General features: G+C 69.0%; 9 protein-coding genes and 1 tRNA gene. All 10 read right to left on the bottom strand.

Annotated features, from left to right (window positions below):
- Positions 1–51: 51 nt before the first annotated feature.
- Positions 52–1092 (bottom strand): LacI family DNA-binding transcriptional regulator, encoded by a 1041-nt coding sequence (locus ACFQQJ_RS11675; RefSeq protein WP_377106672.1) that lies wholly within the window; start codon positions 1090–1092, stop codon positions 52–54.
- 11 nt (positions 1093–1103) lie between these two features.
- A complete protein-coding gene (locus tag ACFQQJ_RS11670; RefSeq protein ID WP_377106670.1) occupies positions 1104–1967 on the bottom strand; it encodes a carbohydrate ABC transporter permease in 864 nt (287 codons plus the stop codon).
- Positions 1964–2845, bottom strand: a complete 882-nt coding sequence (locus tag ACFQQJ_RS11665) for a carbohydrate ABC transporter permease (protein ID WP_377106668.1) — start codon at positions 2843–2845, stop codon at positions 1964–1966. Before ACFQQJ_RS11665 ends, ACFQQJ_RS11670 begins: the two co-directional genes overlap by 4 nt.
- Before the next feature lie 60 nt (positions 2846–2905).
- Positions 2906–4234: an ABC transporter substrate-binding protein gene (locus ACFQQJ_RS11660; protein WP_377106667.1), complete on the bottom strand. Its 1329-nt coding sequence runs from the start codon at positions 4232–4234 to the stop codon at positions 2906–2908.
- Between the two features lie 30 nt (positions 4235–4264).
- Positions 4265–5710, bottom strand: a complete 1446-nt coding sequence (locus ACFQQJ_RS11655) for a GH32 C-terminal domain-containing protein (RefSeq protein WP_377106665.1) — start codon at positions 5708–5710, stop codon at positions 4265–4267.
- 309 nt (positions 5711–6019) lie between these two features.
- Positions 6020–6096 (bottom strand) — tRNA-Ile (locus ACFQQJ_RS11650).
- Positions 6097–6182: 86 nt separating this feature from the next.
- Positions 6183–7058 carry a DUF3566 domain-containing protein gene (locus ACFQQJ_RS11645; RefSeq protein ID WP_377106663.1) on the bottom strand — a complete coding sequence of 292 codons (876 nt, stop codon included), beginning with the start codon at positions 7056–7058 and terminating at the stop codon, positions 6183–6185.
- Positions 7051–9618, bottom strand: coding sequence for a DNA gyrase subunit A (gene gyrA / locus ACFQQJ_RS11640; RefSeq protein WP_377107056.1), 2568 nt, complete (start codon positions 9616–9618; stop codon positions 7051–7053). The genes ACFQQJ_RS11645 and gyrA overlap by 8 nt, the downstream gene beginning before the upstream one ends.
- Positions 9619–9787: 169 nt before the next feature.
- The gene (gyrB, locus tag ACFQQJ_RS11635; protein ID WP_377107055.1) at positions 9788–11785 is read right to left on the bottom strand and encodes a DNA topoisomerase (ATP-hydrolyzing) subunit B; all 1998 of its coding nucleotides are present in this window, start codon (positions 11783–11785) and stop codon (positions 9788–9790) included.
- A gap of 263 nt (positions 11786–12048) precedes the next feature.
- Complete coding sequence (locus ACFQQJ_RS11630) at positions 12049–12561, bottom strand: hypothetical protein (RefSeq protein WP_377106661.1); 513 nt, start codon at positions 12559–12561, stop codon at positions 12049–12051.
- Between the last annotated feature and the right edge of the window lie 109 nt (positions 12562–12670).

Below are 12670 nucleotides of genomic sequence, written 5' to 3'. Positions count from 1 at the left end.
GAGGGGGAGATGGGAACGGGGCGTGATTGGCGCTGAACCCACCGGCTGCCGTCAGCCGTCCGCCCCTGCGGACTCGCGCAGCACCAGCGGGCAGGCGAGCCTGGTGATCTCTCCGGGAGGGGCCGGGTCGAGGCCGAGGAGGACGCGGACGCTCGTCGCGCCGAGTTCGTAGTGAGGGAGCTGGACGGTGGTGAGCGGCGGGCGCAGGTGGGCGGCGATCACTTCCTGGTTGTCGAACCCGACGATGGCCAGGTCGGCGGGAACCTTGAGCCCACGCACCCGGACGGCGTCGTACAACCCCATCGCCACGCGGTCGTTGTGGCAGAAGACACCTGTGGCGTCCAGCCTGCTCAACCGCTCGTAGGCGCCGTATCCGCCCTCCTGGTTGGGTTCTGCGTCGATCACCAGCGTCGGGTCGAACTCGATACCGGCCGCAGCGAGCGCCTGCCGGTAGCCCGCGAGCCGCCCCGTCCGGGCCGGCGACTCCCAGGTGGTGTTCACGAAGGCCACCCGACGGTGACCCTGGCGCAGAAGCTGCTCGGTGGCCGTGCGTCCGCCCTGCACCTCGTCGGGCACGACGGCCCGGGCCGCAGACCCGGGGGCGTAGCAGTTGACCAGGACCATCTCCGCCTGCAGGAGGGAGGCTGGTACGGAGATCTCCCGGTGGTACCAGGTGGAGTAGAGGATCCCCCGCACCTGGTGTTCCAGCATCATCTCGATCGCCTCGCGCTCGACCTGGAGGTCGGCATCGGTGTTCGCGACGAGCAGGACGAAGCCGTGCCGCCAGGCCTCGTCCTGTGCCCCGTGGATGATCTGTCCGGCGAACGGGGTGGTCGCGACGCCGTCCGCGACGAGGCCGATGAACGTCGACGTCCCCTTGACCAGGTTCTTGGCCAGGGCGTTCGGCCGGTAGCCGAGCTCGTCGATCGCCGCCTGCACCCGCCTCCGGGTGGCATCGGAGAGCCGGACGTTCGTCCGCCCGTTGGCCACATAGGAGACGGTCGCGACCGAGACCCCCGCCCGCCTGGCCACGTCGTGCAGCGTGACCGGAGCGGAGGAGCCCGGCTCGACGCCGGAACCCGTGCTGTGCATCCTCGTCACCCCTAGCCCTTGGTCGCGCCGCTCTCGAGACCGTAGATGATCGCGCGATTCATCACCAGGAACACGAGGAGCAGCGGGGTCACGGTAACGCAGACGGCCGCGAACGTGGCGGTCCAGTCGACCGAACCCATGGCGCCGATGAAGTTCTGCAGGCCCAGCGGGATCGTCTTGAGGTTCTCCTCGAAGACGAAGGTGTTCGCGAAGATGAAGTCGTTCCAGATGAAGATCCCGTTGACGAACACCACGGTGACGACGGTGTTCGTCGACAACGGCATCGTGATCTCGAAGAAGACCCGGAACGGCCCCGCGCCGTCGAGCGCGGCCGCCTCGTAGGTCTCCCGCGGGATGTAGTCGAAGAAGGAGATGAACAGGTAGACCGAGGTGGGAAGGGCGAAGCCGACGAGCGGGATGATCATCGACTCATAGGTGTTCAGCAGGCCGACCCGCGAGTAGTTGATGAACAACGGCACCAGGGCGATCTGCACCGGCACGATGATGCCGAGCAGGAAGGCCCCCATCACGACCCGGCTGCCGCGGAAGCCGAGGACCTTGATCGCGTAGGCGGCCATCATCCCCAGCAACACGATCAGCAGGCTCGACACGGCGGTGACCACGAAGCTGTTGAGGATGTAGCGCCACAGGTCCGCCGAGGCGAATGCGCGGGCGTAGTTGTCCCAGGTGAGGGCTCCCGGCAGTCCGAAGGCGTTGCCGGAGGCGAACTCCTGCGCCGGACGGAGGCTGGTGACGAACAGCCACAGCAGGGGGTAGACCTGCACGAGGACGATGAGGAACACCAGCAGGCTGGCGAAGGTCCTGGCCAGGTGCAGGCGACGGCGCCGCTCCGGCACGGAGATCAGGTCGGTCATGCGTTCGCCCCCCTTCGGAGCAGGGCCAGGATGAGCCCGACCGCGACGATGCACTCGACGACGATGAACACCGCGATGCTGCTGGCGTAGCCGAAGTCGGTGCTGCGGAAGGCCGTCTTGAACATGTAGGTGGTCAGGAGCTCGGACGCCTGGCCCGGCCCGCCGTTGGTCAGCAGGTAGGGGATGTCGAAGCCGCGCAGGCTGTAGGTCGAGGCCATGATCATGGTGGTCACCCACACCGGGCGGATGTACGGGAAGCGGACGTGGGCGAAGACCTGCCAGGTCGACGCCCCGTCGAGGCGGGCCGCCTCCTCCAGCTCCTTCGGCACGGCGAGGATCGCGGCGTAGAGGATCAGCATGTAGAGGCCGGTGAAGCGCCACCCCTCCGGTGCGGAGACCGCAACCAGCACCGTGTCCACCTCCGACAGCCACGGTCGGGCCCAGTCGCCCAGTCCGACGGCGCCGAGCAGCTGGTTGATCAGGCCCGGTGGCTCGTAGGAGTAGATCCGCTGGAACAGGAACGCGATGGCGACGGTGGAGATGATCGCCGGCAGCAGGTAGAGGGTCTTGGCGACCTCCTTGCCACGGCCGGCGTAGCTGAGCAGGTTCGCGACGAACAGCGCCACCCCGAGCTGGAAGAACAGGCACACCGCGAGGTACACCATCGTGTTGCCGAAGGCCCGCCAGAAGATGGGGTCGGCGGTGAACATCTTCACGTAGTTGGCCACACCCACCGCCTGCAGGTCGGTCACGCCGTCCCAGGAGAAGAAGCTCAGGACCAGCGACTGCACGATCGGCACCGCGACCGCCACCACGTAGAGCAGGAGGGGCGGGAGGAGGAAGACCAGCACCGAAGCGCGTGAGCGTCCTGGAAGCATGTCGTGTCCTTTGGTGGGCCGGGTGCCGCCCGAGGGGAGGGGCGACACCCGGCGGGTGGGTCAGCCGAAGAACTTGGGACCGTTCTCGGCGATCGAGGCATCGATCTTCTGCGTGAACGCCTCCGGCGTGCTGTCGCCCTGGACGAGCAGCGTGAGTTCCTGCTGCATGAGGGTGTTGGTCGTGGGGTCGAGCTTGGTGTCCCAGGGGAAGGCGATCCGGTCGCCGAGGTTGTCGACCTCCGCGAGGGCCCGCTTGTACAGCTCGCTCGAGCCCGCCGGGATCGTGGGCTCGTAGCCCTTCATCGGCGTCAGGTGGCCCGACTGCGCGAGCCGCTCGGAGTAGCGGTCGAGGACGAACTTCAGGAAGTCCTTCATCAGCGGGTCGTAGGTCTGCTTGCTGACGGCCATGCCGATGCCGGACACCACGGTGTACTCGTTGTCGGCCGTGACCGCGCCGTCCACGGTGGGAAGGGTGAAGAAGTCCACGTTGTCGCGGACGTCGGCGGGCAGGTCCTTGCTGGTCAGGCTGGCGAGCTCCCAGGTACCGATCTGGTACATGGCGGACTTGCCGCTGGTGAACAGGTCCCGTGCATCGGTGTAGCCCTGGGAGGAGAAGCCGTCCTGGAAGCAGTCGCTGGAGCCGAGGGACGCCATCCAGTTCACCGCCTTCGAACCCACCTCGTCGCCCATCTTGGCGTCGCCGCGCTTGAGCTGGTCGATGTAGTCCGGGCCGGCGACGCGGAAGGGGTAGTAGGACATGTAGCGGAGCAGGGGCCAGCCGTCCTGGCCGTCGACGGAGATCGGGATCACGCCGGAGTCGCGCAGCGGCTTGCACAGCGTGGCGATGTCGTCGAGGGTCTTCGGAACACCGACCCCTGCCTTCTCGAACAGGGCCTTGTTGTACCAGAAGAACTCCATCTCGAACTCGAACGGCACCATGTAGAGGCCCTTGTCGTCGAACCGCTGGTAGTCGAGCGCGAGCGGGCGGTACTTGTCGAGCAGGCCGAGGTCGGTGAGCATCGCCTCGACGTCGACCAGCTTCCCCTGCTTCACCAGCTTCTGGGTGAAGGGCGTGGCGTCGGTGTCGAAGAGTTCGGGCAGCTGGTTCGCCGCGGCGAGGGTCTGCAGCTTCTGCAGGTAGGACGGCCGGTCAGGCGTGGTGATCAGGTTGAGCGAGAAGCCCGGGTGCGTGGCCGCGTACTCCTCGGCGAGCTTCTTCACGATCGTGATGACCGACCCGTCGGCGGGTCGCGACAGCAGCCAGGAGATCTGCCGCGGCACGATCTCGGTCGCGGTGGGCGCGGGCTGTGCGGCCGGCCCGGAGCAGCCGGCGAGGGCGAGCCCGAGTGCTGTCACCGCCCCGGCGAGAGCGGCAAGGTGCTTCTTCATGGTTCCTTCTCCTCCTTGAGAGAGTGTGATCTATCTGGTTGCGATGGAGATATCGGTGAAGCTGGCGGTTCCGTCCCCGACGAACAGGCCGATTCCGCCGGCGCGGTGGTCGTAGATGCGTGCGCTCATCGCGACCTGGTCGTTCACGTAGGTGACGCAGATGGTTCCCTCGACGACGATGCGCAGCTGATAGCGACCCCCGGCCTCCGGGAGGTCACGCTCGAGTTCGGGGGCGAAGGGGACGTCGCCGGAGATCTGCCACTGGGCGGGTCCGGTGCGCAGGCGGGGCCACCGGTCGAACACCAGCCGGTTGCGCCGCGGTTCAATGCGGATCAGGTAGCCCTCGGACGCGTCGGAAGAGGCTCGAAGGACCACCCCGCACTCGACGGTGCCGGCGGTCGCCTCGATCGTCACCTCGAACAGGTACCGGTCGGGCACGGGCGGGCTCACCGCGGCGGCGGCACCGTCGGTCCGGGAGACGGTCAGTCCTCCGGCGGCCCGCGTCCACTCCCCCACGACCGGGTCGAGGTCCAGCGCGGCCGGCCGGGCGAAGCTCGACCGCAGCGCCTCCGGCATCCGCACCGCGAGGGAGCCGTCGGGCAGGCTCGTCGCCTCGTGCACGGCGAGCGAACCCGCCCACTCCCAGGCGCCGTCGTCGGCCCCGCCCGCCCTCGTCGGGACCCAGCCGGCGAAGTAGCGGCGTCCCCGCAGTTCCAGCGACTTGGCCGCGTAGAAGGCCCGGCCGTCGATCGTGTCGAGGGCCGGTACCGACCACGGGCCGCGGTGGGTCGGCCCCACGCGGACGTGGGTGGCGAAGCGATCGGAGAACTCGGAGAAGACGAGGTACCAGCGTCCCTGGAACGCGAACACCTCCGGGCACTCGATCGCCACGTAGCGGTTCGGCGTCCAGAACTCGCCCTGCAGTGTCCACGCCGCCAGATCGTCTGAGGTGTACTCGAGGATGACCCCACGACGGCGGTCGGCCCCCTCGGCCCGCCGGGCGATGACGAGCAGGCGCCACGGCCCGTCCGGATCGGGGCGGAAGACGAACGGATCACGGAAGTCCACCGGCTCGTAGTGCTCCGGGGCGCCGAAGGTGTGCGCTGGTTGCTTGGTCCAGGCCTCGTCCCAAGGGGCGCGGGTGGCGTGCATCACGAGCTGGCGCGCCGGGTGGCCGGCGTCGTGGACGGCGGCGTTGTAGCCGGTGTAGAAGGCGTGGAGGAGCCCGTCGGCCTCGACGATGCTGCCGGTGTAGACGTTCAGGTCCGGCGCGCTCGCGCTTCCTCGGGGCAACGCCTCCCCGCGGTCCTCGTACTCGGCGAAGTCGGCGGTCTCGTAGCGGTGCCACGCCATTCCGGGACGTCGGGGATCCCGCGCGTCGTGCAGGTAGTAGAGCTGCGCGCGGGACCCGTCGGCGAACGGGATCACGTCGCCCACCCACCCATCGGCCGGCTTCGAGAACACCTGTCTGTCCACTGCGTCACCTTCGATGCATAAACGTTTAAGTGGACAGTAGCAGACCTCCACCACCATGCGCAAACGTTTAAGCACCCCCGAGCCCCGCGATGCCCGGCGCCGGGTGGAACACGCACCTCCCCCCCAACTCACGCCCCCCGCCTCCCCACCACGCCAAAGTGGACCGAAACCGCCGATGTCGGTGGTTTCGGTCCACTTTGCGGAGCGTGGGAGGGAGGGGGCGCGAGATACCTGGTTGTGAGGGGCCAGGTCGGCTGCCGGGAGGGTGATCACGGGATGCCATCGCACTCGAACCGAGTGCGGACGCGATGGTGGGCCTAACTGGACTTGAACCAGTGACCTCTGCCTTATCAGGGCAGCGCTCTAACCGTCTGAGCTATAGGCCCGCTTGCGCGGAACACGCAGGAGGAAACGTTACCGACTCCGGTGGACAGGCTCAACTTGAGCGGCGCCGGTGGGACGGATTCAGCCCTCAGTCCTCCGACAGGGTGAGCTCCAGACCGCCCAGGATGTTGGCGCTGAGGTTGTACAGGAACGCTGTCAGGGTGCCGAGCGCGGTCGAGATCACCACGTTCACCACGGCGAGCAGGGCCGTGATGCCGAGCACCTTGTTGGCGTTCACGTAGTCCTCGATGCGCCAGGTGGCCTGGCTGGTCGGGCTGGAGAGCAGGTCGACGATCTGCTTGTTGATCGCGTCGAACAGGCCGGAGTTCACCAGCACCGTCCACACCACCGACACCGACACCCAGAACATGATCCCGAAGGCGATCGAGAACAGGAACACCGTCTTCATCACCGACCACGGGTCGACCTTCGCCAGCCTCAGCCGGGCCTTGCGGCTGCGGCGCAGCGTCGAGGTCTTGGACGCCGGCGCGCCCGCGGCGGCCGGGGACGGCGCCGGCTTGACCGGCTGCGCCATCGGCTGGGCGATCGTCGGCTCGGCGAACGACTGCGGCGGGCCGAACGTGGGCGGGGGCGGCAGGACGGGCGCCGGCGCCGCCATGGCAGCAGCAGCAACGGGCGCGGTCACCACGGTCGGGGAGTCCAGCGGCGGCTTCGGCTGCGCCGGGGCGGGCTGCGCGGCCGGTGCCTGGCTGGCAGGGGCAGACGTGGACGCGACCGGGTGGCCGTCCGCGCCGACCTTCGGCTGGTTGCCGGTGCGGCCGGTGCGGGTCCGCGGCCGGGCCGGGGGCTTGGGGCTGTCGTCGGTGATCACGGGGATCCGGACGACCGTGTCGCCCAGGCCACCGTCCCCGTACGCGTCGGAATCGGAGCCCTCCACGCGCCACTGCGGCGCGGTGCCGGCCTCCTCGGACTGACCGTCCACGGTGCCTTGTCGCTCAGTCACCCTTCTCCTCCTCGGCGTCAGCGGCGGTGGCCGCCGTCGGCTTCTGGGGCTCAACGGTACCCTCAGCGCTCGCGTCCGGGACAACCGCGCCGTTCTCGTCGTCCTCAGTGCTGGACTCGGGGTTGAGCGCGATCACCGACACCGCGTCGTCCTCGGCCACGCCGACGAACTTCACGCCCATCGTGTCGCGGCCCTTCGCCGGCACCCCGGCCACGGCCGAGCGGGTGATCTGCCCACTCACCTTGATCGCGATCACCTCGTCGGACTCCTGCACGACCAGGCCGCCGACGAGCGACCCGCGATCCTCGTTGAGCTTCATCGCCTTGATGCCCAGGCCGCCACGGCCCTGCTGGCGGTACTCGCTCACCGCTGTCCGCTTGGCGAAGCCGCCATCGGTGACCGTGAACACGAACCGGTCGTCCTCGGGCATGTCCGCGCCGATCACCGACATGCTCAGCAGCGCGTCGCCGTCGCGGAACTTCATGCCGGTGACACCGGACGTCGCCCGTCCCATCGGACGCAGCTGGTCGTCGTCCGCGGCGAACCGGATGGCCTGCCCCTTGCGCGACACCAGCAGGACGTCGTCGGCAGCGCTGCACAGGGCCGCGCCGATCAGCTCGTCATCGCCCTCGCGGAAGTTGATCGCGATGACGCCCGCCTGGCGCGGCGAGTCGTAGGCCCGAAGCTCGGTCTTCTTCACCAGGCCGTTGCGGGTGGCCAGCAACAGGTACGGCGCGTCGTCGTAGGTGCGCAGCGTGAGCACCTCCGCGATCCGCTCGTCGGGCAGGAAGCTCAGCAGGCCAGCCACGTGGCCGCCCTTCGCGTCGCGTCCGGCCTCCGGCAGCTGCCACACCTTCGCCCGGTACACCCGGCCGAGGTTGGTGAAGAACAGGATCCAGTGGTGGTTGGTGGTCGCGAACAGGTGGTCGACCTCGTCGTCCGCCCGCAGCGACGCCCCGCGGACGCCCTTCCCGCCGCGCTTCTGGGTGCGGTACAGGTCGGTGCGGGTGCGCTTGGCGTAGCCGCCGCGCGTGATCGTGACCACCATGTCGTCGTCGGGGATGAAGTCCTCGTCGGACAGGTCGCCGTCGGCGGCGATGATCCGCGTCCGCCGGTCGTCGCCGTACTTCTCGACGATCTCGGCCAGCTCGTCGGAGACGATCTGCCGCTGCCGCTCGGGCCGGGCGAGGATGTCGTTGAGGTCGGTGATCAGCCGCTCGATCTCGGCCAGCCGGTCGACGATCTGCTGGATCTCCATCGCGGCGAGCCGGCGAAGCTGCGTGTTCAGGATGTGCAGCGCCTGGTCGTCGTCGATGCCGAGAAGGTCCTTGAGGCCCTCGCGCGCGGCATCGGCCGTCCGGGACGCCCGGATCAGCGCCAGCACCTCGTCCAGCCGGTTCAGCGCTGCGACCAGGCCGCGGTCGAGGTGCGCCCGCTTCTGCGCCTCTGCGAGCCGGTACGCGGTGCGCCGCTGGATCACCTGGATCTGGTGCCGGATCCAGTAGGTGATGAACTGGTCCAGGCGCAGCGTGCGCGGCACGTCGTCGACCAGGGCCAGCATGTTGCAGCCGAACGTGTCCTGCAGCTGGGTGTGCTTGTACAGGTTGTTCATCACCACGCGCGGCTGCGCGTCCCGCTTCAGCAGGATCACCAGGCGCTGCCCGGTGCGGGCGGAGGAGTCGTCGCGGATGTCGGCGATGCCGCTGAGCTTGCCGGCGTTCACCAGTTCGGCGATCTTCACCGCGAGGTTGTCCGGGTTGCACATGTGCGGCAGCTCGGTCACCACGAGCTGGGTGCGCCCGTTGCGGTCCTCCTCGATCTCGATGACCGCCCGCATGATCACCGAGCCGCGCCCGGTGCGGTACGCGTCCTCGATGCCCTTGCGTCCCACGATCAGCGCGCCGTTGGGGAAGTCGGGGCCCTTCACCCGCTCCATGGCCGCCTCGAGCAGCTCCTCCTTGGACGCGGTCGGGTTCTCCAGCGACCACTGGACGGCCTCGGCGACCTCGCGCAGGTTGTGCGTGGGGATGTTCGTCGCCATGCCCACCGCGATCCCGGTGGAGCCGTTGACCAGCAGGTTCGGGCACCGGGCCGGGAGGACGGTCGGCTCCATCTCGCGGTTGTCGTAGTTCGGGCTGAAGTCGACGGTGTTCTCGGTGATGTCGCGAACCATCTCCATGGCCAGCGGCGCCATCTTGCACTCGGTGTACCGCATCGCCGCCGCCGGGTCGTTGCCCGGGGAGCCGAAGTTGCCCTGGCCGGAGACCAGCGGGTGGCGCATCACCCACGGCTGCGCGAGCCGGACGAGGGTGTCGTAGATCGCCGAGTCACCGTGCGGGTGGTACAGGCCCATCACCTCGCCGACCACGCGGGAGCACTTGTTCCAGCCGCGGTCGGGACGGTAGCCGCCGTCGTACATGGCGTAGAGGACGCGGCGGTGCACCGGCTTCAGGCCGTCGCGGACGTCGGGCAGCGCCCGTCCGACGATCACGCTCATCGCGTAGTCGAGGTACGAGCGCTGCACCTCCACCTGGAGGTCGATCTCCTCGGTCTTCGCCATCGTCGGGGCGAGGGCCTGGACGTCCTCGGTGTGCTCCTCGACCTGGGGCTCGTCTGGGCCGTCAGTCATTCGGTGTCTCCTTGTCGCCTCCGGCTCGTCGATCCCGTGGGAACGGCCGGACTCGGTGCGGGGTGCTGATCACGTCGTGCGCGACCAGCGGGGTGGGTGGCTAGATGTCGAGGAACCGGACGTCCTTGGCGTTGCGCTGGATGAAGCTGCGGCGCTGCTCGACGTCCTCGCCCATCAGGATGGTGAACATCTCGTCGGCGGCGGCCGCGTCCTCCAGCGTCACCTGCAGGAGCGAGCGCTTGGCCGGGTCCATGGTGGTGTCCCACAGGTCGCCCGCGTCCATCTCGCCGAGGCCCTTGTAGCGCTGGATCGGGTTCACGTTCGGCAGCTTCTTGCCTGCGGCGAAGCCGGCGTCCCGCAGCCGGTCGCGCTCCTCGTCGGAATACGCGAGCTCGTGCGGGGCGTTCGACCAGCGCAGCCGGAACAACGGCGGCTGGGCGAGGTAGATGTGGCCGGCGTTGATCAGCGGCTTCATGAACCGGAACAGCAGCGTCAGCAGCAGCGTGCGGATGTGGGCGCCGTCGACGTCGGCGTCGGCCATCAGCACGATCTTGTGGTAGCGGAGCTTGTCCACGTCGAAGTCGTCCTGGACGCCGGTGCCGAGGGTGTTGAAGATCGCCTCGACCTCCTTGTTCTGCAGGATCTTGTCCAGGCGCGCCTTCTCGACGTTCAGGATCTTGCCCCGGATCGGCAGGATCGCCTGGGTCCGCGGGTCGCGTCCGCCCTTCGCCGAACCGCCGGCGGAGTCGCCCTCGACGATGAACACCTCGCACTCGGCCGGCTCGGTCGAGGAGCAGTCGCTCAGCTTGCCGTACTGCCCCTTGTTCAGAAGGCCCTTGCGGCTGCGGGCCATGTCGCGCGCCTTGCGGGCGGCGAGCCGGGCGGACGCGGCCGCCTGGCTCTTGCGCACGATGTCCTTGCCTTCGGACGGGTTCTTCTCGAACCAGTCGCCGAGCAGGTCGTTGACGACCTTCTGCACGAACGAGCGGGCCTCGGTGTTGCCCAGCTTGGTCTTGGTCTGGCCCTCGAACTGCGGCTCGGACAGCTTCACAGAGATGATCGCGGTCAGGCCCTCACGGATGTCGTCGCCGGAGACGCGGTCCTCGCGCTTCTTGATCATCCCCCAGGTCTCGCCCCACTTGTTCACCGTGTTGGTGAGCGCCGCGCGGAAGCCCTCCTCGTGGGTTCCGCCCTCGTGGGTGTTGATCGTGTTGGCGAAGGTGTGGACGCTCTCGTTGAACGACGAGTTCCACTGCATGGCCACCTCGAGGCTCATCCGCTGCTCCTCGGAGATCGCGTCGATCGCGATCACGGAGGAGTGGATGGTCTCCTTGTTGCCGGTCAGGTACTTCACGTAGTCGATCAGCCCGTCGGCGTACTGGAACGTCTGCTCGCGCAGCCGCGGCTCGACGTCGGAGTCCTCCTCGTCGGCCTCCTCCACCGCTGCCGAGCGCCGGTCGGCGATGGTGATCTTCAGGCCCTTGTTGAGGAACGCCATCTCGCGGAAGCGCGTGGCCAGGGTCTCGTAGGAGTAGTTCGTTGTCTCGAAGATCGTGGGGCTCGCGAAGAACGTGACCGTGGTGCCGGTCTCCTGGCTCGCCTCGAGCTGCTGGAGCGGCTCGTTCGGGTCGCCGAGGCTGAAGCTCTGGCGCCAGTGGTGGCCGTCGCGCCAGACGTCCACGGTGAGGGAGTCCGACAGCGCGTTCACCACTGAGACGCCCACGCCGTGCAGGCCGCCGGACACCTTGTAGCCGCCGTCGCCGAACTTGCCGCCGGCGTGGAGCATCGTCAGCGCGACGGTGAGCGCGGAGATCTTCTCCTTGGGGTGCTCCTTGACCGGGATGCCGCGGCCGTTGTCGGTGACGCGAACGCCACCGCCGTCCAGCAACTCGACCAGGATGGCGTCGCAGTAGCCCGCCAGTGCTTCGTCGACCGCGTTGTCGACCACCTCGTAGACCAGGTGGTGCAGGCCGCGCTCGCCGGTGGAGCCGATGTACATGCCCGGCCGCTTGCGGACGGCTTCCAGGCCCTCGAGGACGGTGATCGCGGAGGCGTCGTAGCTGCCCTCCGCGACGTGGGCCGCCTCTGCTGCGGACATGGCGACGATAGGCTCGTCAGTCACTCAGGTGTTCCCTTTCGGACATGAGAAAGCGCCACCGACTCGAACAGTGGCGGCACTCTCGGATACGCGCGTGATTCTACCTGATCGGCCACAAAATCCCGCGCACCAACTCCCACCATGTGGTCCTCAGAGGCCCGAATTGGCGTTTCGGAGGCCCTCACGGGGGTTCGTACAGGGGCGGGTACGCATCCGGGGCCCGCAGACGTCCAAATCGCCGCTCCGGGTAGGTTCCTCCCGGTTCAGGGGACGGCGGGCGGGCCCGACACCTCACCCAGGCGCCTGCCCTCGCCGGTGCCCACGACCGTGAGTGCGCGCTTCGGCTCCCGTCCGGGCACGATCGCCCACCAGGCGGTGGCCTGCGGGGCGGGACGGGTCGCGCACCAGGCGCCGGGAGTCTCGTCGCCGAGCCCGGGGAAGGCGTTCGCCAGCGGCGGACGCCGGCCCTCCGGCCCGTACCGGTAGGCCCGGAACTCCCCGACCGTGCCGGCCCCCCAGGCGAGCAGGGTGCGCCGGGGCAGCGCCGCCGTGCACAGCTGGCGAGGCGTGGCGGAAGGGGCGGAGGTCGCCGGGGAGGTGGGACGGGGGTCGCTCGCGGCTGTCGTCGCCGACGGCGTCCCTAGCGGGGCGCCCCCGGCCCACGCTCCACCGGCCGACGGCTCCTGCCCCGCGCCGCCGGTGGTGGCGGGCGTGCACCCGCCGGCCGCCAGGCAGGCGGCCAGCACCACCGGGGTCACCCACTGCCGGATCCGCATCCCTCGACGGTAGTCGCTCGTCCCCCACCTTGCCGAGGGCCAGCCCTCCGTCCGAGGGCCCGTACCGGGGTGCTGGCCCTCGGCAACAAGGCTGGCCCTCGGCGGGGTG

This window comes from Propionicimonas sp. T2.31MG-18, from assembly GCF_964266745.1.
Taxonomy (GTDB): domain Bacteria; phylum Actinomycetota; class Actinomycetes; order Propionibacteriales; family Propionibacteriaceae; genus Propionicimonas.
This window is presented reverse-complemented; position numbering and strand designations above follow the sequence as displayed.